Raw genomic sequence first — 23587 nt, 5'->3', positions numbered from 1 at the left:
AAAAATACCTTTTTTACCTTGCTGCTACAAATTTTGTCTCAGAATTGCACGAAAATGTCCCAAAATCACATGCTCATATGCCTCATGATTGAGTATTAGGGGTGTATTCAAAAATATTGAATTAAAAATTCAAAATATTCCGATTTTGTTTTGTTTGGTAATGCTTATACTCATTTCAAACGCTAACTATATGGCGCTTGGTTTTTTCAGAATAATTAAACTAACATTGAGGGTAAGGTAATGAATGCAGCACTATTAACAAAAATATTTAACACTGAATCAGGTTTTGGCGCTTTGGCTCTTCGCGTTCCTGTTGGCATGATATTTATTGCCCATGGAGCGCAAAAGCTATTCGGTTCATTTGGCGGCTACGGTTTAGAAGGTACGGGACAGTTTATGGCTTCCATTGGGTTAGAGCCAGGCTATTTGATGGCGTTATTAGCAGGAGCAGGCGAGTTTTTCGGCGGTCTATTTATCTTATTGGGATTGTTAACGCGCCCTTCGGCATTGGTGTTAGCCATTACTATGTTAGTCGCCATTTTTGCTGTGCACTTTCAAAATGGGTTTTTTATGTCCAATGGGGGGTATGAATTTGGTTTAGCGCTGCTTGCCGCCTCTGTATCTTTGTTTTTCAGCGGCGCAGGCAAGGTTTCGCTGGATAGTGCGATAGCGAAAAAATTAGCTTAACATCGCGCACAAGAGGCATCGTTATGATCACGCTTCGCAAGGCTCAAGATCGCGGCGTTGCCAACTTTGGTTGGCTTGATAGCAAGCATTCGTTTTCCTTTGGCGCTTATTACGACAGTGCGCACATGGGGTTTTCCGCTTTACGGGTGCTCAATGATGATAGCGTAGCCCCTGGCGCGGGCTTTGGAACCCATGGCCATAAAGACATGGAAATCATCAGCTTTGTTATCCAAGGTGCGCTTGAGCACAAAGACAGTATGGGTAACGTGCAGTCATTGCCTAAAGGTGAATTTCAGCTGATGTCAGCTGGACGAGGAGTGCTGCATAGTGAATATAACGGCTCAAAAACACAAGCGTTGCGATTTTTGCAAATTTGGATCCAGCCTAATGCGTTTGGCGGTGATCCCGGTTATCAGCAAAAAGACTTTGGCAACCATGCTGGCTTGACTCCTATAATCACGCCTAATGGCGATAATGGTACGCTTAGCATCAAGCAAGATGCCACTATTAGCCAATTGGTGCTGCACCTAGGTGAATCGATGGAAGTTACGCTTGATGCAAACAGAAAATACTATGTGCATCAAGTCGAAGGCAGTAATACGTTAAATAAGCACTTACTTACCTGTGGTGACGGAGCGAAGATTGAGCTGGAATCAAGCTTGGTGATCCACAACCCATCTGAAAGCGACACTAGCATGGCATTACTATTTGATTTGCCCGCTTAGTTAGGTGTAAGGCCAGCTTCATGCTGGCCTTATGACTGTTGAAATAGTTGTTAAGAAAATTATCAAGAAGGAAAGATGCTGAATGCACCACGGGATCACGTTAGAGGCATTAAGAGTGATTGAGGCGATTCACCTCAAAGGCAGTTTCTCTGAAGCCGCGAAATCGCTTTTTAAAGTGCCGTCGGCACTTACCTATACTGTGCAAAAGTTGGAAAGTGATTTGGGGGTGGCGCTTTTCGATCGTAAAGGACAAAGAGCTAAGTTGACACAGGCGGGCAACATTCTATTGCAAGAAGGGGAAGCTTTGCTACGTGCCGCTCAACTGCTTGAGCAAAAGGTTAAGCAGGTAGAATCTGGCTGGGAAACGAATTTGGTAATTGCTAAAGATACCATCATCAAAGACCAACCCGTTTTCGACATTATTCAACGCTTTTGTACCTTAGGTAAACAAGTTGAAGTGCAACTACTCGAAGAGGCGCTAGGTGGTGGCTGGGATGCGCTGCACACTCAGCGCTGTGATGTGGCAATTGGTGTAACGGGAGAGTTACCCAAAGGACAATACGACGTGCATCAAATTGGTGAATTAGAATTTGTGTTCGCGGTAGCTAAAGATCATCCATTGGCGGATTATGTTGGCGTGATCGAGGGCCAAGAAATAAGCCAATACCCTTCCATCGTGGTGGCTGACAGTGCTCGTACGTTACCGCAACGCAGCAGTGGTATATTTCACAGTAAACAAACCATTCGAGTACAAACTATGGCAGCCAAATTGCTCGCGCAGCAAGCTGGATTAGGAGTAGGCTTTCTGCCACTGCATTTGATTAAAGATCAATTGCGAAACGGAGAGCTGGTGGTAAAGTCTACGTCATTGCATCGCCCACCAATGCCGATTTATATGGCTTGGCATAAAGGTAAATCAGGTAAGGCATTGGCTTGGTTTGTTGAGCGGTGTAAACAGCAATCTTGGTTATGACCCCTGAGTCAGGTGTTAGATGTTGCCAAGAATACAAACTTTCTTACAAACAAACCTGTTTTGAAGGAGGCGTTAACACGTATCATTAGCGCAACAAAAGTCGAAGTAAAGTGTGGCGATGAAAACTCTTTTTTTTAAAATTCTTGTTTTAGTAGTTGGCTTGGTCGCCATCAAAGGATGTGCCAATAACAATCAGGTGCAACGTATCGAGGCGACGGACTCGATTATAAAATATAAAGATAATAATGATGACGGTCATCAGCGTTTTGCGAACCTTTACCCAGGCAAAAAAAGCTATCCCGTCACTTGCAGTGAAAACTGTTATCCAATTACGAATGAACTCCTCTGCCAAACAGATTCCCCAGCCGATAATTGCCAGTTTGAAGGTGAACAAGTTGTGCCCACTATCGATAGTGGATTTACCATACAATGGTTAGGACATGCTAGTTTCTATATTCAAAGCCCAGATGGCAGCTCATTTTTGATTGATCCGGTTAGCCAGCAATTTGATTGGCCCGTCAATTGGGCATTTCGAATCGATAGCGGATTCAATCGCAACGAACCTAATTGGCTAAGTACTGCGCAGGAGCAGCAACTGGACGCCATACTGTATTCACATATTCATTATGATCATTTCAATAAATCGGATATCGAGCGCATCGGTAATTCGCCTACTTATTTTGTACCGCTAAACTTTGCCGATCATTTCCCTAATGATGAATATCGTATAAATGAGATGGCATGGTATGCCAGCGAAAAGGTGAATGAGGTCACACTGCACTTTGTGCCTGCACATCATTTCAGCAGCCGAATTTGGGTGCCAAAGCTTTACGAAGACAACGATAAAACCTTGTGGGGTGGTTGGGTGCTAGAACATAAAGGGAAGCGCATATTTTACGCCGGTGATACAGGTTATTCACAGCACTTCAAAGATATCCAAAAACAATATGGTGACATGGATGTGTGTTTAATCCCCATTGCATCTTACTTTCATTCGGAACAAGGCGATTGGTATCGCTATGTGCACACTACACCCGAAGATGCTCTTGTGGCGGCGGATGAGTTGAATTGTAAAGTGATGATCCCATGGGGCTACGGCAATGCCAGTTGGAAGATGGGCGATCTCAGCTCCCATTCGGCATTACAGCGGCTACTCCATATGGTTAAGCAACTGGACACCAAAACCCCTTTGTATATCTTAAACGAGGGGGAGCAGGTGCAGTTTTAGTGTGTATGGACTGTGACGAGCCGCCTCAACATTAGAATATCAGCGTGACGTCGACGCCCTTGTTATCCGCACGGTTGCTAATAAGAAGTTTGGCTTTGTGATATTCGGCGATGATTTTAGCGATGTATAACCCTAAGCCCAAATGCGTTCCTTGCTGGTTATGATGCTCACGCACTGACACCATCGAATCGAGTAATTGCTCATGCATATTATCTGGAAGCATAGGACCGGTATTTGAAACGACCACTTGTGCGCGCCCGTTTTTTTCTAACAATCGAATCGCAATATCGCCCTGAGGCGGACTGAACTCTACTGCATTGGTAACAATTTTATCGAGCATTTGGGCAAACAGCTCGGGCGAGCCGTTGAGAGTTCTTTGTATCTCTGCCAATTCCAAACTGAAGGTGTGCGTTGGGTAAGCGGCTTGATACCCTTCGGTACATCCAATTAGCACTGCGCTTATATCAAAGTTCTCGCGCTCGCTATACTGAATGGCTTGCTCTAAACGAGTGGCTTCACTCATGTTACTGAGAATTTTACTCAGTCGGTGAATACCTGAATTCGCTCGCTCAATATATTGCTGTTTGTCAATTTCATTGTTTTCAGCGTTTTGTTCCAATGCTAAGTTTTCTAACGATGATTTCACAATGGCCACTGGAGTACGCAGCTCGTGAGAAAGCCGAGCGCTCATGTTTTCGAGGTAACTGTTGTACTGCTGTAATTTGTCCAACACGCTGTGGAAGGTGCGCGATAGATCGCCAATTTCGTCTTTGCTTTGTGAGCGCGGAATATTGCCGAGGATCTTGCCACTATCATCAATGGCTGATTCTGTTTCATTACGTAGTTTTCGGATCTTAAAAGAGATCCGCGAAGCAAATAAAAATAGTGCCGCAGTGCCTAAAAACACGACCGCAATGATAAGGTGAAATAATTGCTCCAACGCTTGATTTCTGAGTGTGCGAATTCCGTGAGTTGTCTGTTCTACTACCACCGCCCCCATCACAGTATCATCGATGAAGATTGGATGTGCGGCAGAGATCACCACGGCTTTTTTGTCGGGTGATAGTCGCCACTGTGAACTGGCTTCGCCTGCTAAGGCGTCAGCTAAATCCTTCCCTTGCAAGGCATATGCATCTTTTAGCTCATCAACAAAATCGGCTGGTGGTTTGGTTAGAATTTGGTAGTACAGCGGAAATAGCCAATCTTGCTCTATTCGTTGCCAAAGGGTGTCACGTTTAGCCACCGCCGGTTTAGTGCGAACGCCTGTGGCGTCTTGGATGTTGCCAGAGCGAGCCAACACGCGCATGTGTTTATCCACCACCCATACTCTGGCGTTGGAATATTTCAGTCCTTTGAGGATTTTTTCAATCTCAGGTGACGGCACCAGAACTGTGCCTAAGGCGTCTGATCTATTCGGGTTGGCGGTGCCGATCACAAACTTTTTCGCGCCGCTACTGGCATCATCCACATCGACAATCGCAAACGCGATTTTGCTCGACATGATCTGCAGTGGAAAGCGTAACTCGATATTATAGCCGCTGTCAGTTTGTTGCCAGTTTCCCTGGATCGCGGTCTCTAAAGACACGGGACGGTAAGATTCTGGGTTCTCATCTAGTAAGTAAGCATTTACCTATCCAGAACCTTGTGGCGCTACTATGTAGCGTCTAAAGTGGCCGGCGGGATCGGTGACCGCAATCAATAAATGATCATTTCTGTCCACACGCAAACTGTTTTCGGGTCTAAATACCAAAGTCTCGTCTTGCACTTTGAACATGGCGTACAAGTACTGATTATACTGGCCCACCATATGTTCAAATTGCAAACTAGCGGGCTGGTAAGCGGTGCTCTGCTCAATCAATTGCATTTCGGCGTATGCAAGTCTCAGTTCAGCATAATCTGCCCAGTCATCGAGTCTTCCGTCTAACCGTATCGGGTCAATAATTCTGTGAGCGTACAAATCCGTACCGGGTTTTACATCTTGCAAATAGGAGGATTGACTATCAAACAAGGTCGGTCGTTCATGCAGAGCCGTAGCGACCGCTCTGGCGGTACCTTCCATAGTTTGTTCTTGGCCAATACGCAGGTAACTCTCCAGCTCCCACACATATTGATAGCCCAGCCAAGGAATGGTGAACAAGAACAATGACAGTAGAAGCAGCTTTGAGCGGATCCCGAACCGAAAACGATACATAACTTACGCCGATTTCCAGCGATAACCCATACCATACACAGTTTCGATACGATCGAAGTTGGGATCTAATTCAACAAATTTTTTGCGGATCCGTTTGATATGGGAGGTGATAGTGGTGTCGTCGACCACCATCTTTGATTCGTCCATCAGTTGCTGACGACTTTTTACGTGGCCAGCATATTTTGCAATGGCGTGTAACATCCAAAACTCGGTGACGGTTAATTCAATGGACTTGTCATTCCAGCTAACGGTCATGCGATTTGCGTCCATCTTTAGCCAGCCTGTATGTATTAAATCGGTAGGGTTCTGTGGTTGATTTAATAGTTCGGTTCGACGAAACAAGGCCGCAATACGAGCCAACAAGTGCGGTAAACTGATGTCTTTGGTCAAGTAGTCATCTGCTCCCATACGCAAGCCGCAGATAGTGTCATAGTCATTATCACGAGCGGTAAAGAAAATAATGGGAATGGTTTTTGACAACGAGCGCAACTGCTGACAAACCAAAAAGCCGCCATCAATTTCGTCATTCAAGCCAATATCGACCACCGCAAGATCCGGTAGGCGCTGAGAAAAGGCCGCTTCTGCGTCTTGCCGCGTGGCATAACTAACCACCTCATAACCTTGCTTTTGTAATGCCGATGCGTAGTTGTCACGAATGGCCGGATCATCTTCCACAATGGCGATGCGCTTTGACACAGTATTTACTTCTCTTATCTGTCTGCTGTTGATGACTCAACTATATCTTAATTTTTTCGCCAACCAATGGACTTTTCGACGTTCAACTGCAATTTCCATATTTTCGCCACATTTGCTCACAAGATTGCCATTTTTGCAGCCAAAAACGGACATAAATTGACGTTTAAATATCATTCAAGCGAAACGCCACAACGACTTTCGCTTTACAAAATAATAAACACATTCGGAGATAAACCATGAAGAAACGTATTTTACTGCCACTTACCGCCATTGCCATTACTCTTTCAACCAGTGCCTTTACTGCCCAGCGCGATGACCAACAAAAAAACAATGAAATTATTGGCCTCAGCTCAGGAGCCACTGCGGGTGCCTTGGTTGGTGGTCCACTTGGAGCGATGATCGGCGGTATTATTGGCGTTTTGATTGCCGATGACGTTAATGATGAACATGCACTGCAAATCAGTAAAAAGGAATTGGCAAGCACCCAATCTCAGCTCCAGCGTCAGGACTCTCAATTAGCCGCATTACAACGCCAGTACGAACAAGCAAAACAGCAAAATCAGATCCAACTGGTTGCTATGGATCAAGAGATTGAGCGAGTCATGCAAGAAATCGAATCTCATGTGTTGTTTAGAACGGCATCTCACAACATAGAAGAGCATTTTAAACCGCAATTAGATCTTGTCGCTAACGGGCTGAAGAATAATCCACAATGGGTGGTGACTTTATCCGGTTACGCCGATAGCCGCGGAGATGACGCTTATAATCAGGTGCTATCCCAGCAACGCGCACTTAACGTGAAAGAGTACTTGGTTGCTCAGGGTGTCAATAGTAAGCAAGTACTTACATCGTCATATGGTGAGACACAACCTGTGTCAGCACAACAAAACCGCGAAGACTTTTTCTTTGACCGTCGTGTGTTGGTGCGTGTTTCACAAGGCCAGCAATCCATGACTGCGTCAAACTTGTAGGAGAGTCGTTGTGAAAAAGCACCTACGTTTTGTGGTTGTGCTGTCGTTGTTGTTTTTGATTTGGGCGTTGCAATATGCAGCGCCGTTATTGTCTAAAGACAGCCAAGCTGAAGCGAGTCAGCAATCGACCTTTAAGATTGATGTGTCTTATCAATCTACAAGCGTTAATCGTCATCCAGTGCACGTCAGTGATTATCACGATGTTGAGCAAGGTAGCTTCTTTTTACAAGCTAGCGGCCAAGCAGATTACCAATTAGCGCCACTACTTGATACTCAGGTTGACATGACAATTACGGGATTAATCGCCCGAGCCAGAGTGACCCAAGCATTTACCAATACTAGCGATCAATGGCTCAATGGCATATACGTGTTTCCGTTACCGGAAAATGCCGCAGTGGATCATCTTGAAATGCACATTGGTAAAAGGCGTATTGTCGGCGAGATCCACCCTAAACAAAAAGCCAACGCCATTTACCAACAAGCTAAACGAGATGGCAAAAAAGCCAGTTTGTTGGAACAGCAACGGCCCAACCTGTTTAAAAACTCGGTGGCGAATATCGGCCCGGGTGAGCGAATTCAGGTTACCATTGAATATCAGCAAGCGGTCGAGTTTAGTAACAATAGGTTCAGTTTGCGATTTCCCACCACCATTACCAAACGCTATCTACCGGCGATCGGCGAACCGAATGAGATCACCATAGATGACTCCGGCTGGGGTATCACACAACCGAGTTACGGTGAGATAGCAGCACTTAATAATGACAAGCATCAATCCGAATCGGACTCTGCTGACTTGCCTATCGATTCTAAATCAAATTATTCGACGCCCAAGCACAAGGTTGCCCTAAATATTACGCTCAATAGTGGTTTTGACTTAGAGACAATAGAGAGTGAATTTCATCCTATTTACAGCAAAGAAATAGCATCAGGTAGATACGAGATAAGCTTACAACAATCGATGATCGCCAATCAGGACTTTGTCCTGAGCTGGCAACCGAAGGCGGATCACAATCCCCTTGCAGCTCACTTCACGCAATCCACTGTCAATGGCCACTACGGCATGGTGATGATGATGCCACCTGATAAACAGAACGATGCTGTGATTTTGCCCAGAGAAGTCATCTTTGTCATAGATACCTCAGGTTCAATGGCTGGCGAGTCTATGCAACAGGCCAAACAAGCGTTGATCTATGCGGTAGACAACTTGCCCGTCACAGACTCGTTCAATTTGGTCGACTTTGATTCACAAGCGACAACCATGTGGCAGGCACCGCGCACGGCGTCGCTAACGAATAAGCAACAAGCGATAGGGTATATCAGAGGCCTTTTGGCTGATGGTGGCACGGAAATACTATCCGCTTTGCAATTAGCCTTAGGGCAGCAAAACCCACAATCAGAAAAAATACGCCAAGTGGTGTTTATTACCGATGGCTCGGTGGGCAACGAAAGCCAATTGTTTGGTTATATTCATGACAATCTGCAACACAGCCGGTTATTTACCGTCGGCATTGGTTCGGCGCCCAATAGTTTTTTTATGAGTGAGGCAGCCCGTATGGGCAAAGGTAGTTTTACCTACATCGGATCGGTTGACTCGGTACAGGACAAAATGCAGGAGTTGTTTAGCAAACTTACTCACCCGATTTTAGCTGATCTGAGTCTTAATTTTCCGCAATCAGTGCAAGTGTATCCGCGAAATTTGCCTGATTTATATAAAGGCGAGCCGCTGATGATCAGCTATAAATCTGCCACTGCCTTCGACCGTTTAACCGCATCAGGCACGCTTAAAAACCAGTATTGGCAAAAGACCATGTCACTGCAACACTCTGGCTCTCAAACGGGATTAGACGTGCTGTGGGCAAGGCGTAAAATTGCCCAGTTAGACATAGACAAGGTACTTGGTAAAGATATCCAGAGTGTAAATCAGCAAATTGAGGATGTTGCTATGGCGCATCACCTCGTAAGCTCAATGACCAGTTTAGTGGCGGTAGACAAAACCCCCTCAGCATTGCAAAAGAGCCAAGATGTGCAAGTCAATAATCACACTCCCAAAGGGAAATTAAACGGCACCTTGCCGCAAACGGCTACGCCAGCCCAGCTGCAGTTTTGGATGGCGTTACTACTGATGAGTATCGGCCTATGTACGGTCATTTTCACCCGAAACCGCTGAGGCTCAGATTGCTTGGGTCAGTGTGGCGATACAAGTGGGCCAGTTTATTGATTGGGGCAAGCCTTTATTTGTTTGTCGCAAGTGGTTATATCCACGCCAAGGCGACGTTAGCACAATACTTAATTGCAAGTGCCTGGCGTGAATCCATTCAAACTGACCAGCCAATTTCGCCTTGGTCATGGGCAGACACCCATCCGGTGGCAAAGCTCAGTATTGCGGGAGAAAGCTACTATGTTTTGGCGGGAGCGTCAGGTCGAGTACTGGCCTTTGGTCCCGGTCATATGAGCGCCACGCCACTGCCCGGTGAATCTGGAAATGTCGTAATTTCAGGTCACCGCGATACCCACTTCGCGGTGCTTGAACAGGTGCGTGTAGGCGATGTAATAGATGTGGAAACGACGCATCAACAGATGCAATACCAAGTGTTAGAGACAAGGATTGCCCATCAAAGTCAAATGGAACTCACCGCTAGTGGTAATGAAGACTTACTCACCTTAATCACTTGTTATCCCTTTAACGGAGTTGACCCCAATCCAGAGCTGCGTTTCGTAGTGCGTGCCCAACTAATTAAGCCGAACACTGGTTAATTTGCCAAAAAACCAGTATTAGACTTTAGTCTAATACTGGTGTAAATTTTACCCTCGCTGTACGAGTGTATTTTAATCCAATCCTGCCACTCGCAATACCGAATGGTGACGGGAATAATAAAACCAAGGAATCGGTATCCCATGAAAATTCAGAATCTGTCGTCACTAATTCATTATGTTCAATGGCTTTACCGGCCGCTATTTATTTTTATTGTTACTACATTAAGCCTGTTTACCTCCTTAGTCGCCCAGTCTCAATGTGATACTTTGCCAGATCAAAGTGCCTATTTGCGCAGTATTTTAGATGCGCAAAAAGTGGCCAGTATTCCTGCCGGTGAAACCTGGCGTGTTGATCAGCTAGAACTTAAAGATGATGAGTCTTTGTTCGGCTTGGGCACCATATGCAAAGCCAGTAGCAGTGAATACGCCCTAAAGGTGACAGGTAATAATGTACAGATTAAAGATCTTACTTTTGCACCACAGACAGTGTCAGGACAGCCTAATTGCGACATTCATTTGGCAGAGGGTAGCCAGCATGTAAAAATCGAGTCTAACCATTTTGTTGGACAAACCTATAGTGCCGTTTGTGCTGCCGTTGATAGCGCCGTAGGGGGCCAACCTTACTTCATACCAGCCAGTAATATCATTATCCAAAGTAATACCTTTGATGGCTATGTCAGGCCACTATTTTTACACTCGGTCAGTAATATCACCATTAGTAACAATATAATCAGCCGTACCTTGCGAGATGCCATTCGACTGCGTGAGAATAACGGTTATGTGATCATATCTAATAATCAGTTCATCGATATTGGTAACGGCGTGAATGTTACTGATACTCAAGATGCCATCGACAGTTTTTGGAGTGGCCAAAAGCTGGTGATTTCAGACAATATTGTGAAAACCACCGAAGGCGTTGGTTTTGATATCAAAGGAGTCGATCCAGATAACATCCAAATAGGTTCTCGCAGTGTGATCATTGCCAACAACTTAATCAGCGAAACCCGCTTCAGTGCCATCGTCTTGCACGGTGATCTCGACACCGATGCCGGCAATTACTCAGTCATTCTCGACGCCAATATAATCGAAGATTCTGTGCGCAGCGCATCCTATGCTGATGCCGCAATCTGGGCCAAAGGATCAATTAAGCACCTGACTATATCCAACAATCAACTACGCTCAAACCTAGCAAGAGGGATCACCGTTCAAACCCGCTCGGGTGAATCTGACGGCAGTGTTAGTGATGTGCATATAAACGGTAATATCGTGATCAACAATGGGGTCGGCAGTGCGCCTAGTTCTATTGGAATTTATTTACAAGGAGTACAGGGCGCCATCGTAACCGGCAACACCGCGGGTAACGATCCTACCCTATCTAACGCTACAACCCGTTTTGGCATCTACGCCACTAAACTGACAGATGGTATCGTAAAAAACAATTTGCTCACCTGTAATAGTAATACCCAGATATCTATCACAGGCACTAATTTGATAGTAAGTGATAACTTACAAACTAATGCAAGCTGTCCTTGAACCAATAAATTGGTCTGTTCATAGCATAAACTAATGGCTTAACCAGAGTTCAGGTTACATAGGGTATTGATTATTGGTAAACGTTATTCAAATACCAGCGACCAGCGCTATCTACGCTTATTAACCTATAATGTTCGTCAATAAGCGATTTCAAGCTGAGATTGAGCCGAAACACTTTATAATCTTCCACACCGACAAATAGATAGGGAACTTGCTTGCTTATTAGCGTTGACCTAATGTGATCGATTTGTTCAGGGAGATAAAACTCCCATGCCGACCCAACAATAGGGTGCGGGATTTCTCTACCCGAGTACTGATATATCATTGGATTTCCCAGCACATAAATAGGGCCTTGGATAGTCGATGGCTCTTTTAAAAATTGTGCGCTGAGCCATTGACGCTGAAACATATCACTCACGTCGTTCTGATAACCTTTTACGCCTTGATTACCAATAAAATAGTGATGCAGCAGCAATTCTGTACGTTGAATTAAGGGAGAAAAAACTGAACTAGCAGCACAGAAGATGAAGAGCATGACGGCGATATTGATCTGGGTATTGGTAAAGTTGCGAAATACGTCTTTAACCAGTAAATCTAAGCCAATCAACCCCAGCAATCCAACCGGCACAAAGAACAGCAAGGTGTGGTAATGGTACCAAGAAAATTTCTGCACCAAGAATAAGAGTATCGCAATACACAGCCAAGCAATGACTAAGCCTATGAATTTATCTCTTACGCCTTTGATAAATTTAAATACAGCGTAAGCAACAAAGGGTGTCCATAGCAGTGTGAACTCAGTGAAGAAAAACAACGCTGTCACGAGTCGCGTGTATGACGCGGCGGGTGAGCTTTGCAGTGCCAAGGGGGGATAGACAAAACTAGTCCATATAAATTGTGACAATGTTCCTTGAGTGTAGAACCACAGGCACAAGGGGAGGATAACGACCAGTGCGCCTAACCCTGCGGGTAGCAGTCGCAGACTTATCGTGTTTTGCCAGGTAATACGTGTACGACAATCGACCCAGATGCACCACAACCACAACACGATAAATACCGCACCTAACAGCAGCTTGAAAGCAACCAACACGCCGGCCATTATGCCACTTAAAAACCACAATAAGCTGATGTTTATAGCCGTTTCATAGGCCTTAACTAAACATATAATGCCTAGCATTATTGGCAAACTGACGAGCATCTCCAGTTGCGCCAATTCAAGTTCAGTGGCGCTGGCGTAATAACTAGCGACACAGGCTAACGGGGCTAAGGCTGCTAACATTTTGACATGCAGTTGCGAACGCAGAAACCATACTAAGGTTAAGGACAGTACCACCAAGCAAATCAGCTCTAAACTGTGTACGCCGAATTCACTATAACCAAACAGCCAACCCGCTATCGCATAGAACCAAAAGAGCCCCGGTTGCTTGTTATCCCAATAATCGACATAGAGTTGTCCGCCGTCACGAATGCTAAGCGCCCCTGTGAAGATAGAAGCCTGATCAGGTCCAAATGGGAAATACAACGATGTAATGCCCAGCAGTATGACAAATAATACAGGAATGGCGTAAATCACCGATGGTAAATTGATGCTAGATAGAACGCGTTTTTGCGGTAGCAGGGTCAACAGTTCAAATCTCCTATATTGAATATATTCGTGACCTAAGCAATCGCCTTAAGTTTTAACTCACAAACATTGGGTATGACCAAATCAGCAAACACGCTGTTCTTTGCATTTAACAAGCATAAAAGCATGTCTTATTCTATTCAATAGAAATTGCTATCCAGAGTTCAGGTTATCTAGAAGCTTGCATTGTGACTAAGCTCGGCTATTGTTTGACTTCAACCCAAGCAATGTCCAGATAGACAAACAACAAAGGAGTATTTTTTATGGGAGCTAAAGATCAAAATCAACAGGGGATCGCGCACTACGCCGCATTGAAAACGGCCATCGCAAATGGCGAAGAGCAGTTGGTAAAAGACTTATTGACTAAGCAACCAATGCAAGAACTCGAAAAAAACTACCTCATAGAGTTAGCCGAACTAAGCAACAATTCCGGTATTTTAGAATTACTTAAAGGTACACCCACTTTCAAGAATGCGGAGTAAATTTTCGAGCCTGTAGGATAAAAAGCCGACTTGAAATACTAACTATTCAACCCGGCCTCTTTTTCACTTAGTTAGCAGATAATCCAAACCACCGGTAATGGCGGCGACTTGTGCGAGTGTGCAGTTTTCGTCGTCGGCCCGTGGGCTGTCAGGATAGACTTCAGTGGTGGTGACATACTCGCCACCGGCGAATCCGCCGCACAAGAATAATTTTCGTTTATCGTAATTGATCACACCTCTTTGTTGCAATTCCACACCAATGAGTTTGCCATCGGGATCGGCTGGTGCGATATGGGTGACTTTTTCTACCGAGTCTATAATGGCTTTTTGGAATTCTGGTTGTGGATTAGTGGTATCTGCTACTCCATAAAACCCATCAGGAATATTCCAATTGTGATTCTCTATGCCATCTCTGGCAGCCAGTGCAGGGCGAAATTCTGAGTTGTCTGAATCGGTGGTTTCGTGCAAGTCAAAGTGCGCTAACAGAGTTATATCTAAAGACTGCAAAAACGCCATGGCTAAGGCCGCTTCTGGCGCCGGTGAATCCGCATAGAAAGAACGATTCGGATCAATGGCAAGTGGGTTCCAACGATTGATGGTTTCGTATCCCCACGGGCTGATGCAGGGCAAGACAATAAAATTAAAGTGTTCTTCATACCGAGATAGCTCTGTTTGAGCAAAGCGAATAGCGCCCTGCACACCGCTGGTTTCATAGCCATGCACACCGCCAGTTACCATGACATTGGGCAACTTAGGATCCCACTGTTTAGTGCGAATGCAAAAAAGCGGATAGCGAGTTTCGTCGTAAGGCAAGGCACCGTATTGGAACAGCTCTAAGTCGCTGCGCAAGGTCATTATTTTGTCCAATACCTGGTCTTTGTAAGAGCGTTTAATGTCTTGGTTAGCTAGCCATTGGGCTTTTTCAGCCTCGCCCCATGGTTGACCAGGTGTACCGATCGGATAGACAGCTTCAGTCATGTTTTCCTCATTTAGTTTGAAAATGCGAGCCTCGTTTTACAGCCGCCTAACTTACCATTGCAAGGTGAAGCTGGCAAAACTCAGTTCGATTTTGTGCGTAAAAGCGTCTGTTTAGGCAACAATGGATCTTAACTTATCTTAGTTTAACCAAGTTCTCCCTTCCTTCGTGCTTGAAATATGCGAAAATGACATCATATGATACCACTTACACTGCAAACATTAGCACAGGATATTGAATGAAAGCCTTGGACATTTCCGGCCTGACAAAAACCTACAAAGGCGGTACTCAAGCTTTGAAAGGTATTGATCTTGAAGTCAATGAGGGGGATTTCTTTGCTTTGCTCGGCCCCAACGGAGCAGGTAAATCGACCACAATTGGCGTGGTTAGCTCATTGGTGAATAAGTCATCCGGTGAGGTAAAGGTATTTGGCCATTCTTTGGATAGTGCGCTAGTTGATGCCAAATCCTGTATTGGCTTGGTCCCGCAGGAATTCAATTTCAATCAATTTGAAACCTTGGCGCAAATCGTTATCAATCAAGCTGGCTATTACGGTGTGCCGCGTGATATCGCTAAGCAGCGGGCCGAAAAATACCTCAAACAATTGGATCTATGGGAAAAGCGTGATCAACCGGCAAGAGAGTTATCCGGTGGTATGAAGCGCCGCTTAATGATTGCCCGAGCACTGATGCACGAGCCAAAAATGTTGATCTTAGATGAGCCTACAGCAGGGGTCGATATTGAAATTAGGCGCTCAATGTGGACCTTCCTAAAAGAGATTAATCAGCAAGGTATCACCATTATTCTGACTACCCATTATCTTGAAGAAGCCGAAATGTTATGTCGCAATATTGCCATTATTGATAAAGGCATTATTGTTGAGAACACCAGTATGAAAGCGTTATTGTCGCAGTTGAATATGGAAACCTTTGTGCTTGATCTACCGGTGCAAAGTAAGCCGCCGAGTCTGACAGGCTTTGAGTTTCGTAATTTGAATGATCATACGATGGAAGTCGATGTGCTCAAAGACGTGGGCTTAAACGATGTGTTTAAACAATTATCCGAGCAAGGGGTGACGGTACTGAGTATGCGCAACAAAGCAAACCGGTTGGAAGAGTTGTTTGTCAGAATGGTTGAGTCAGGCAGAGACAAAAAAGCAGGAGCAGCATAATGGCAAATCGTAATTTCACTGCACTACGTACCATTTGGATCAAAGAATGTACCCGCTTTTTACGCATTTGGGTGCAAACATTAGTGCCACCTGCCATCACCATGTCATTGTATTTCGTCATTTTTGGTAGCCTGATTGGCAAGCGAATTGGCGAAATGGGCGGCTTCTCATACATGGAGTTTATTGTGCCAGGCCTCATCATGATGTCGGTGATCACTAACTCTTATGCTAACGTCAGTTCGTCCTTTTTCAGCGCCAAGTTCCAGCGCAATATTGAAGAGTTGTTGATCGCCCCTGTGCCGAATTGGATCATCGTGTTGGGCTTTGTCGGAGGCGGTGTGGCGCGGGCCATTTTGATAGGCATCATAGTGACGTGTGTGTCGATGTTTTTTGTCGACATTCAGATCCACAATCTGGCCATTATTATCATCACTTTACTGCTCACCTCGTCACTGTTTGCTACCGCGGGGCTTATCAATGCGGTATTTGCCAAAACCTTTGATGATATCTCTCTGGTACCGACCTTTGTGCTTACTCCGTTAACTTACCTAGGTGGGGTATTTTACTCGTTAACCTTATTGCCTGAATTTTGGCAATGGGTGAGCAAAGCCAACCCCATAGTGTATATGGTCAATGGCTTTCGCTATGGCTTCTTAGGTGTGTCAGATGTTAACTACATGGTGTCGCTAGGCTTGTTGGTAGGCTTTAATGTGGTGTTGTTTACCATTGCTTATCAGTTGATCAATCGTGGCGTGGGTATTCGCAGTTAAATGAGTGACTCACAGACTAGCCACCGCGGCAATTCACGCTCGATAACGACCAATCAGCTTGGGCCGCATGAAAAGGTGCCTGAACTGGTGCGACGACATCTCAACAATGTCAGCCAAAAGCCGTTTAATCAGCATACCTTGGATGCCTTTACGCAAGTCACTATGTGGCTCAACGAACGTGATCCTGATCGTCAAAAACCATTAATTTTAGATTCCTGTTGTGGCGTCGGTGAGAGCACTGCAAACATTGCGGCACAGCATCCTGAGGCGCTGATTATCGGTATCGACAAGTCGCAGGTACGCACCTTAAAACACGCGCACTACTCAGAACAGGCTGACAATTATCAGGTCATTCGTGCTGATGTAAATGATTTTTGGCGACTGGCGAATCAACACAATTGGCGTCTTGAAAAGCATTTTTTGCTCTATCCAAATCCTTACCCTAAGTCAGCGCATGTGCAAAGACGTTGGCACGCCTGTGCTGCGTTTAAAGATATTGTTGCGTTAGGGGGGGAACTTGAAGTCAGAAGTAACTGGGATATCTATATTCAAGAGATGGCATTGGCGCTGCAAACTGCAGGTAAGAACGCGACAATTCAACACTATCAGGCGGAGCAAGCACTTACTCCGTTTGAGCGAAAGTATTGGGCTAGTGGTCAACGGAGTTGGCGCGTGGTGTGTGATCTTTAAACGCGCTAATCGATAATCAAATGAAGCTTACGAAGGCTTAGTGTCAGGCCCTGGTTTGCTAAAGTAATAACCTTGCGCGTATCTGATCCCCAAATCTTTGACTCTTTCCAAGGTGGCTTTGTCTTCTACGTGCACGGCAACAACTGCGATACCTTTGGCGTGTGCCGCTTGAGTAAGGTGTTCCACAAAATCAAATGTTTGTTGGCTATTCATTAGGTGGGTGATCAAACCGCCGGCGATTTTAATACCATTGATGGGTAAATTTAGAATGCTATTGATATTGCCTGGCGTGGCCCCGAAGTGATCGATATACAGTCCGATATTTAACTCGACGCAGCGTGACGCGAAAGCGTGAAATTTATCAATATTCTCCAACACCACCGATGCGGTTAATTCTAAACTAACGCGGCTGGGATTGGGATAATCGACTAAAGCCTCGCTGAGGTTATCCAACAAATCGGGATTGAGCATATCTTGCTGGCTAATATTAATGTTCCATGCCGCATTAAGATCGCGAAAGTAGTTTGCACTGCGGCTGAAAATCGTCTCGGTTAAGCGTTTCACCGATTGTTGTCGTTCGACTAAATGCAAGAACTCACTGGGGAGAAAGGTCTGCTCGCAAGGAGTGACAAGTCTCGCTAAGCATTCAAAGCGCCAGACCGAATTGTGTGAAATATCCATTATTGGTTGAAAGAAAGGCACCACTCGGTCTAAATCGAAATGTTCCGTAACTTCTCTTATTTGCATAATAACCCTCTATCTCACATCTATTTACCATAGCAGCTCTATCTCGAAAGGGAACTAAACTTCACCATATAAGCTAAAATAATTGTCAGATTTTGCTACTGGTCGAACCATAGTGATTGGCCTGACCTACGAAGTAGGATAAAGTCCGCCCCTGAAAATTTTGATATGAGGTGATAACCAGTGGCTAAAGCGTCGGCCAGTTTAGAGCATATGTATCGTGTTTTTACCAAACCGGAAGGCAAAGACTCAAAGCTGGCTCAGATAGAGGAACATTTATCCGACAATCTGTCTGACTTTTTGTCTCGTCATGTGGTTACTAAAGCCAAGTCGCTAGAAGAGGTTGAGCAGCATTTTAGCGCGCATAAAGTGCCGGAATCCCCCGAGTTTGTCTCACAGCACGCGGAAGCTTTGCTAGACAAGCTAGTGGCACATTCGGTCAACACCTACTCACCGACGTTTATTGGTCACATGACCTCTGCATTGCCATATTTTCACTTGCCGTTGGCGAAATTGTTGGTTGGGCTAAACCAAAATCTAGTCAAGATAGAAACCTCAAAAGCATTTACCCCGCTTGAGCGTCAGGTCATCGGTATGATGCACGATCTGGTTTACAATGACTCTGCTGCTTTTTATCAACAACACCTGCACAGTGCCAAGCATTCTTTAGGGGCGTTTTGCTCCGGCGGTACCATCGCTAATATCACCGCATTATGGGTGGCCAGAAACAAGCTACTCAAACCTAGCCCAGGTTTTCGTGGTGTTGCGCAACAAGGCCTTGCAGCCGCGCTGAATCATTATGGCTATAACAAGCTAGGCATTTTATCTTCTAAACGTGGCCACTATTCCTTAGCAAAGGCGGTAGACGTATTAGGTATTGGCCGAGAACAAATGCTAATGCTGGATTGCCCTAGTCAGCGATTATCACCTGAAAAAGCCTTGGCGCTAGGACAAGCGTTCGAACAACAAGGTAATAAACTCATGGCATTGGTTGGTATTGCCGGTACCACTGAAACTGGACACGTAGATCCGCTCGATGAATTGGCGGATGTGGCCAAAGAATTGAATTGTCATTTCCATGTTGACGCCGCTTGGGGGGGGGCGACCCTTTTTTCCCAGCAACATAAACATAAACTCAAAGGAATTGAAAAGGCAGACTCGGTGACGCTCGATGCCCACAAGCAAATGTATGTGCCCATGGGGGCTGGCATAGTGGTGTTTAAGAATCCTGAAGATAGTAATGCGGTGCGACATCATGCCCAATATATTCTCAGGGCAGGCTCAAAAGATTTAGGCGCGACCACTCTGGAAGGGTCACGCAATGGCATGGCGATGATGGTGTACGCGTCTTTTCATATTTTTGGTCGTCAGGGCTATGAATTATTGATTGACCAAAGCATTGATAAAGCGAAAAGGTTCGCCACACTGATTGAAAGCCATCAAGACTTTGAGTTGGTTACACCACCTACCTTATCGATTCTGACTTATCGTATTAAGCCTCGTCATTTGTCTCACCCAGATATTCGCGAAAACGAACTGCTCGATGAGTTAGTGGTCAGCGTGCAAAAACAACAACGAGAAGCGGGCAAGTCTTTTGTATCCAGAACCCGCTTGAGTGTTGAGAAGTATCAGCAGCAGCCGATCACGGTGTTTCGAGTGGTGTTGGCTAATCCGCTTACCACTGAGCAAGATCTGATCAATATTCTCAACGAACAACATGATTTGGCAAAGCAGACAGCTTCTTGGAAAGTGTTACATCAGTTGAGCGAAAACGAGTCAGCAGAGTAAGGTCATTGGACCTACTCTGCGGGGATGGTTATGCCTTGAGTGACACCTGAATATTATCAATCAGTCGAGTTTTTCCTAAAAACGCAGCAGCCAGAATAACCAATTCGGTTTCTTCGTGGCCTGGGCTTAACAACGTGTCGATAGAGCGCACTTCTACGTAGTCAACTTTCAAGCCAGCTTCGTCCAAATCACGTTTAACTTGATCAACCATCAGGCTGAAATCTCGCCGCCCTGACTCCATTTTTTGTTTTAGTTCGCACAAACGTGCATACATAATTGGCGCTTTTTCACGCTCTTTAGCGGTCAAATAGTGATTTCGCGAAGACATTGCTAACCCGTCAGATTCGCGCATGGTAGGCACGCCATAGATGGTTAAGTTCATCGACAGGTCAGTCACCATGGCTTTGATCACCTGCAACTGCTGGAAATCCTTTTCACCAAAAAAGGCCATGTTAGGCTGCACCATGTTAAATAGCTTGCAGACGATAGTGGCTACACCGCGAAAGTGTCCTGGACGGCTTGCCCCGCATATCATGTAAGACAGTCCGGGTACTTCAACAAAGGTTTGTTTTTCCAAACCGCGAGAGTAAATGGCGCTGGCATGGGGCGTGAACAATACGTCGACACCCAATGCTTGCAATGCCGCTTTATCTTGTTCAAGCGTACGAGGATAGGCTTCTAAGTCTTCATCAGGGCCAAATTGCAATGGATTGACAAAAATTGACACCACCACGATGTCGGCTTTGCTTTTTGCTTGTCTAACCAAATTAAGATGGCCGTCGTGTAAGTTGCCCATGGTCGGTACAAAGGCAATGGTTTTACCTTGGATCTGCCATTTTCTGCGAATTTCTCTGAGCGGCGTGATGTCGCTGATTTGTTGCATATTCGTCTTATCTCATTACTAATTGAAACTGTGCTGTTCACTGGGAAAAGCACCACTTTGAACTTCTTCAATATAGGCTTTAACGGCTTCGCGTATATCACCGGTTTGTTCAAGGTAATTTTTAGAAAATTTAGGCATGTAATTAGCGGAAATGCCGAACATATCGTGCATTACTAAAATCTGTCCATCGGTGCCAGAGCCAGCGCCTATGCCGATCACGGGGATCGCTACAGCTTGACTGATTTTACTCGCCAGTGCTGTAGGAACACATTCAAGTACCAGCATTTGGATCCCTGCTTGTACTAATGCTAATGCTTGTTCCATCAATTGTTCGGCTTGTAAATCGTCACGCCCCTGCACTTTAAAGCCACCGATAACGTGCACGGATTGAGGCGTCAGGCCCAAATGGCCACAGACAGGTACGCCGCGTAAGTTTAATCCGCGAATGGTGTCAATTAACCAATCGCCACCTTCGACTTTCACCATACTCGCACCGGCTGCCATTAAGGCTGCCGCATTGGTATAGCTTTGTTCAACAGTGGCGTAACTCATAAATGGCATATCAGCCACCACGAAAGCACGCTGGGTACCTTTGCGTACGGCGCGAGTATGATAGGCAATCTCATCAATGGTCACGCTCAAGGTATCATCGCTGCCTTGCAATACCATTCCTAACGAATCACCGATTAACATCATATCGACACCCTGTTCGTCAAACAGTTTGGCGAAGCTGGCGTCGTAAGCAGTTAGCGCGGTGATCTTCTGATTTTGTTGTTTCATCTTCAACAAAGTCGAAATCGTTGTTTTCTTAGTCATCTTTTATCACCTGTTGCTAACGGAAATACCCACCTCTGCTGAATTTATCAGTTGGGCTGTGTATTTCGCTCCCAATTTATATCTGATGCTATTGCAGATAGTCCGTTCTTAGAGACTCTATCTAGTACAGAAAGCAAAGAATTACCACATGGTAACACGAGATCCGGCGCTATTTCGTACAGCGGGTAAAGTACAAACTCTCGCTGTTTAAGACCATAATGTGGCACGGTCAAACGAGGGGTATCAAGTACCAACGAATCGATTAATAAAATATCGAGATCTAGGGTTCTTGGACCCCAGCGTTCCTCTTTACGCTGCCTACCTTGCTGAAGTTCAATTTTCTGTAATTCGTCGAGTAATGCCAATGGCTTTAAGCGCGTCGATATTTCTGCCACTGCATTGACATACTTGGGCTGGTCTTGAGGCCCCATAGGCTGGCTTGAATAAAAGGATGAACAACGCACAATGTGAGTATCAACAAGCTTTTCTATCGCGTTAAGCGCAGCTACGAGTTGTGTCTTAGGAGTCGCTAAATTGCTGCCTAAGCCGATAAAACAACGAGCAAGACTCATTATGACGATGCTGGCTTCTTGGTGCTGCTACGACGACGGCGAGGTCTTCTGGCACTGCCACCTTCAGCTTCGCGCAACTTAACAAGCATGTTTTTGCGCTGCTCGGCACTGACTTCTTGGAATTCGGTCCACCAATCGGCGAGTTCAAGCAAGGCTCCGCCTTCGACTTGCCCCCGGAGTAACAAAAAATCATAAGCGGCACGAAAGCGAGGATGTTCAAGCATTTGGTAGGCTCGGCGTCCGAAACGTTTGGGTAAGCGCAACTGCAACTGCCAGATTTCGCGCATGGTAGTGGAGAATCGTTTTGGGATCATGATGCGTTGAATTTGACGATGCAATACATCGTTAATCGCAATATTGAATGCATCGAAATGATTGAGGCCGGCCTCATCCATTAATTTTTGGGTGTGCTCTTCAATGGGATACCACAAAAAGGCCGCATACATAAACGCCGGCGTAACACGCAAACCCGTATTGATTCTATTATCGGTATTAATTAATACTCTTTCAATGAACTGATTTTCACGACTCTTGGGGTCTTTGAGCAACGGCGAAAGTTGCGGGAATAGCGGCTGCATTAAATCGAATTCTTGCATTAACTTGAACGTACTCAAGCCTTGCCCAGAGGCGAATAATTTGATCACTTCTTCAAATAACCGCGCCGGTGGAATATTGCTTAACAAGGAGCCTAACTCATGAATTGCCTGCGCAGACGACTCGCTGATTTGCATATTTAACTTAGCGGCGAATCGCACAGCCCGGATCATTCTTACCGGATCTTCGCGGTAACGGGTTTCTGGATCACCAATTAGCTCAATGCGTTTATTTTTAATCGCCTGCATGCCGTTGGCGAAATCGGTAACGGTAAAATCTGTGACACGGTAGTACATAGCATTGATGGTGAAATCACGACGCTCAGCATCTTCTTCAATGCTACCAAACACGTTGTCGCGTAATATTTGACCTTCTTGATTCTGCTTGCCTAAGGCTTCTTTGGGACTTTTTTTCTTTTCATCAGGGCTATTTTGATGGTGACCTCGAAACGTCGCCACTTCGATTATTTCACGACCAAATACCACGTGGGCCAAACGAAAACGACGGCCTATTAATCGACAATTCTTAAACAGTGATTTGACTTCATCGGGGGTGGCGTTGGTCACAACATCAAAATCTTTGGGCTGTAGGCCTACAATTAGATCGCGCACACAACCACCGACTAAGTATGCATCGAACCCCGCACTATTGAGTCGATATAATACTTTAAGCGCATTGTCACTGATCCCCTCGCGCGAAATACCGTGCTCGCCACGCGGTAT

The 23587-nt window shown here is 45.4% G+C and carries 21 protein-coding genes and 1 pseudogene; 13 read left to right on the top strand and 9 right to left on the bottom strand.

Annotation, left to right across the window (positions count from 1 at the left end):
* Positions 1 to 240: 240 nt before the first annotated feature.
* From ABD036_RS05585 to ABD036_RS05570, 4 genes are all read left to right on the top strand, one after another.
* Entirely contained in the window at positions 241 to 687 is a 447-nt protein-coding gene (locus tag ABD036_RS05585; RefSeq protein WP_343857361.1) for a DoxX family protein, read from the top strand.
* Positions 688 to 710: 23 nt separating this feature from the next.
* Positions 711 to 1412, top strand: coding sequence for a pirin family protein (locus tag ABD036_RS05580; protein ID WP_343857358.1), 702 nt, complete (start codon positions 711 to 713; stop codon positions 1410 to 1412).
* A gap of 82 nt (positions 1413 to 1494) precedes the next feature.
* Complete coding sequence (locus tag ABD036_RS05575; protein ID WP_343857355.1) at positions 1495 to 2385, top strand: LysR substrate-binding domain-containing protein; 891 nt, start codon at positions 1495 to 1497, stop codon at positions 2383 to 2385.
* Between the two features lie 118 nt (positions 2386 to 2503).
* Positions 2504 to 3613, top strand: a complete 1110-nt coding sequence (locus tag ABD036_RS05570; protein ID WP_343857352.1) for an MBL fold metallo-hydrolase — start codon at positions 2504 to 2506, stop codon at positions 3611 to 3613.
* Between the two features lie 31 nt (positions 3614 to 3644).
* Here the strand turns inward: ABD036_RS05570 and pdsS are convergent.
* Together pdsS and pdsR are read right to left on the bottom strand one after the other, a co-directional pair.
* Positions 3645 to 5804, bottom strand: a pseudogene (gene pdsS, locus ABD036_RS05565) (proteobacterial dedicated sortase system histidine kinase).
* 3 nt (positions 5805 to 5807) lie between these two features.
* Positions 5808 to 6500: a proteobacterial dedicated sortase system response regulator gene (gene pdsR, locus ABD036_RS05560; protein WP_343857349.1), complete on the bottom strand. Its 693-nt coding sequence runs from the start codon at positions 6498 to 6500 to the stop codon at positions 5808 to 5810.
* A gap of 236 nt (positions 6501 to 6736) precedes the next feature.
* Here pdsR and pdsO point away from each other — a divergent pair, with 236 nt between their 5' ends.
* From pdsO to ABD036_RS05540, 4 genes are all read left to right on the top strand, one after another.
* Positions 6737 to 7471, top strand: a complete 735-nt coding sequence (pdsO, locus tag ABD036_RS05555) for a sortase-associated OmpA-like protein PdsO (RefSeq protein ID WP_343857346.1) — start codon at positions 6737 to 6739, stop codon at positions 7469 to 7471.
* A gap of 10 nt (positions 7472 to 7481) precedes the next feature.
* On the top strand, positions 7482 to 9638 hold the full coding sequence (locus ABD036_RS05550) for a marine proteobacterial sortase target protein (protein ID WP_343857344.1): 2157 nt from the start codon (positions 7482 to 7484) through the stop codon (positions 9636 to 9638).
* The gene (locus ABD036_RS05545; RefSeq protein ID WP_425542545.1) at positions 9608 to 10225 is read left to right on the top strand and encodes a class GN sortase; all 618 of its coding nucleotides are present in this window, start codon (positions 9608 to 9610) and stop codon (positions 10223 to 10225) included. The genes ABD036_RS05550 and ABD036_RS05545 overlap by 31 nt, the downstream gene beginning before the upstream one ends.
* A gap of 141 nt (positions 10226 to 10366) precedes the next feature.
* Positions 10367 to 11758: a right-handed parallel beta-helix repeat-containing protein gene (locus tag ABD036_RS05540; protein WP_343857342.1), complete on the top strand. Its 1392-nt coding sequence runs from the start codon at positions 10367 to 10369 to the stop codon at positions 11756 to 11758.
* A 70-nt stretch (positions 11759 to 11828) separates the two neighbouring features.
* Here ABD036_RS05540 and ABD036_RS05535 read toward each other — a convergent pair whose 3' ends face one another.
* On the bottom strand, positions 11829 to 13379 hold the full coding sequence (locus tag ABD036_RS05535) for an ArnT family glycosyltransferase (RefSeq protein ID WP_343857340.1): 1551 nt from the start codon (positions 13377 to 13379) through the stop codon (positions 11829 to 11831).
* Positions 13380 to 13642: 263 nt separating this feature from the next.
* On the opposite strand from ABD036_RS05535, the gene ABD036_RS05530 reads away from it, so the two are divergent.
* Positions 13643 to 13861, top strand: coding sequence for a hypothetical protein (locus ABD036_RS05530; RefSeq protein ID WP_343857338.1), 219 nt, complete (start codon positions 13643 to 13645; stop codon positions 13859 to 13861).
* 63 nt (positions 13862 to 13924) lie between these two features.
* On the opposite strand, the gene ABD036_RS05525 is transcribed toward ABD036_RS05530, so the two are convergent.
* Positions 13925 to 14839: a M14 family metallopeptidase gene (locus tag ABD036_RS05525; protein ID WP_343857336.1), complete on the bottom strand. Its 915-nt coding sequence runs from the start codon at positions 14837 to 14839 to the stop codon at positions 13925 to 13927.
* A 236-nt stretch (positions 14840 to 15075) separates the two neighbouring features.
* On the opposite strand from ABD036_RS05525, the gene ABD036_RS05520 reads away from it, so the two are divergent.
* From ABD036_RS05520 to trmB, 3 genes are read left to right on the top strand one after another with little or no spacing between them, the layout of a single operon-like run.
* A complete protein-coding gene (locus tag ABD036_RS05520; RefSeq protein ID WP_343857335.1) occupies positions 15076 to 16008 on the top strand; it encodes an ABC transporter ATP-binding protein in 933 nt (310 codons plus the stop codon).
* Positions 16008 to 16778 (top strand): ABC transporter permease, encoded by a 771-nt coding sequence (locus ABD036_RS05515; RefSeq protein ID WP_343857334.1) that lies wholly within the window; start codon positions 16008 to 16010, stop codon positions 16776 to 16778. Before ABD036_RS05520 ends, ABD036_RS05515 begins: the two co-directional genes overlap by 1 nt.
* On the top strand, positions 16779 to 17468 hold the full coding sequence (trmB, locus tag ABD036_RS05510) for a tRNA (guanine(46)-N(7))-methyltransferase TrmB (protein ID WP_343857332.1): 690 nt from the start codon (positions 16779 to 16781) through the stop codon (positions 17466 to 17468). It abuts the gene before it with no gap.
* A gap of 27 nt (positions 17469 to 17495) precedes the next feature.
* On the opposite strand, the gene ABD036_RS05505 is transcribed toward trmB, so the two are convergent.
* On the bottom strand, positions 17496 to 18215 hold the full coding sequence (locus tag ABD036_RS05505; RefSeq protein WP_343857330.1) for an EAL domain-containing protein: 720 nt from the start codon (positions 18213 to 18215) through the stop codon (positions 17496 to 17498).
* A 180-nt stretch (positions 18216 to 18395) separates the two neighbouring features.
* Here ABD036_RS05505 and panP point away from each other — a divergent pair, with 180 nt between their 5' ends.
* Positions 18396 to 20000, top strand: coding sequence for a pyridoxal-dependent aspartate 1-decarboxylase PanP (gene panP / locus ABD036_RS05500; RefSeq protein ID WP_343857328.1), 1605 nt, complete (start codon positions 18396 to 18398; stop codon positions 19998 to 20000).
* A 28-nt stretch (positions 20001 to 20028) separates the two neighbouring features.
* Here panP and panC read toward each other — a convergent pair whose 3' ends face one another.
* Genes panC through pcnB form a run of 4 tightly spaced genes read right to left on the bottom strand, consistent with a single transcriptional unit; the run spans position 20029 to position 23587 of the window.
* The gene (gene panC / locus ABD036_RS05495) at positions 20029 to 20883 is read right to left on the bottom strand and encodes a pantoate--beta-alanine ligase (RefSeq protein WP_343857325.1); all 855 of its coding nucleotides are present in this window, start codon (positions 20881 to 20883) and stop codon (positions 20029 to 20031) included.
* Positions 20884 to 20901: 18 nt separating this feature from the next.
* A complete protein-coding gene (panB, locus tag ABD036_RS05490) occupies positions 20902 to 21699 on the bottom strand; it encodes a 3-methyl-2-oxobutanoate hydroxymethyltransferase (protein WP_343857322.1) in 798 nt (265 codons plus the stop codon).
* A 47-nt stretch (positions 21700 to 21746) separates the two neighbouring features.
* Entirely contained in the window at positions 21747 to 22271 is a 525-nt protein-coding gene (gene folK, locus ABD036_RS05485) for a 2-amino-4-hydroxy-6-hydroxymethyldihydropteridine diphosphokinase (RefSeq protein ID WP_343857320.1), read from the bottom strand.
* Complete coding sequence (pcnB, locus tag ABD036_RS05480; protein ID WP_343858005.1) at positions 22271 to 23587, bottom strand: polynucleotide adenylyltransferase PcnB; 1317 nt, start codon at positions 23585 to 23587, stop codon at positions 22271 to 22273. The genes folK and pcnB overlap by 1 nt, the downstream gene beginning before the upstream one ends.

The organism is Aliiglaciecola litoralis, from assembly GCF_039523355.1.
Taxonomy (GTDB): Bacteria; Pseudomonadota; Gammaproteobacteria; order Enterobacterales; family Alteromonadaceae; genus Aliiglaciecola; species Aliiglaciecola litoralis.
The sequence above is the reverse complement of the archived record's forward strand: the minus strand, read 5'-3'. Positions and strand labels throughout refer to the sequence as shown.

Coding starts and splice junctions, on each gene's coding strand:
- ABD036_RS05585 (WP_343857361.1), top strand. CDS start 241: ATGAATGCAGCACTATTAACAAAAATATTTAACACTGAATCAGGTTTT.
- ABD036_RS05580 (WP_343857358.1), top strand. CDS start 711: ATGATCACGCTTCGCAAGGCTCAAGATCGCGGCGTTGCCAACTTTGGT.
- ABD036_RS05575 (WP_343857355.1), top strand. CDS start 1,495: ATGCACCACGGGATCACGTTAGAGGCATTAAGAGTGATTGAGGCGATT.
- ABD036_RS05570 (WP_343857352.1), top strand. CDS start 2,504: ATGAAAACTCTTTTTTTTAAAATTCTTGTTTTAGTAGTTGGCTTGGTC.
- pdsO (WP_343857346.1), top strand. CDS start 6,737: ATGAAGAAACGTATTTTACTGCCACTTACCGCCATTGCCATTACTCTT.
- ABD036_RS05545 (WP_425542545.1), top strand. CDS start 9,608: ATGTACGGTCATTTTCACCCGAAACCGCTGAGGCTCAGATTGCTTGGG.
- ABD036_RS05540 (WP_343857342.1), top strand. CDS start 10,367: ATGAAAATTCAGAATCTGTCGTCACTAATTCATTATGTTCAATGGCTT.
- ABD036_RS05530 (WP_343857338.1), top strand. CDS start 13,643: ATGGGAGCTAAAGATCAAAATCAACAGGGGATCGCGCACTACGCCGCA.
- ABD036_RS05525 (WP_343857336.1), bottom strand. CDS start 14,839: ATGACTGAAGCTGTCTATCCGATCGGTACACCTGGTCAACCATGGGGC.
- ABD036_RS05520 (WP_343857335.1), top strand. CDS start 15,076: ATGAAAGCCTTGGACATTTCCGGCCTGACAAAAACCTACAAAGGCGGT.
- ABD036_RS05515 (WP_343857334.1), top strand. CDS start 16,008: ATGGCAAATCGTAATTTCACTGCACTACGTACCATTTGGATCAAAGAA.
- trmB (WP_343857332.1), top strand. CDS start 16,779: ATGAGTGACTCACAGACTAGCCACCGCGGCAATTCACGCTCGATAACG.
- ABD036_RS05505 (WP_343857330.1), bottom strand. CDS start 18,215: ATGCAAATAAGAGAAGTTACGGAACATTTCGATTTAGACCGAGTGGTG.
- panC (WP_343857325.1), bottom strand. CDS start 20,883: ATGCAACAAATCAGCGACATCACGCCGCTCAGAGAAATTCGCAGAAAA.
- panB (WP_343857322.1), bottom strand. CDS start 21,699: ATGACTAAGAAAACAACGATTTCGACTTTGTTGAAGATGAAACAACAA.
- folK (WP_343857320.1), bottom strand. CDS start 22,271: ATGAGTCTTGCTCGTTGTTTTATCGGCTTAGGCAGCAATTTAGCGACT.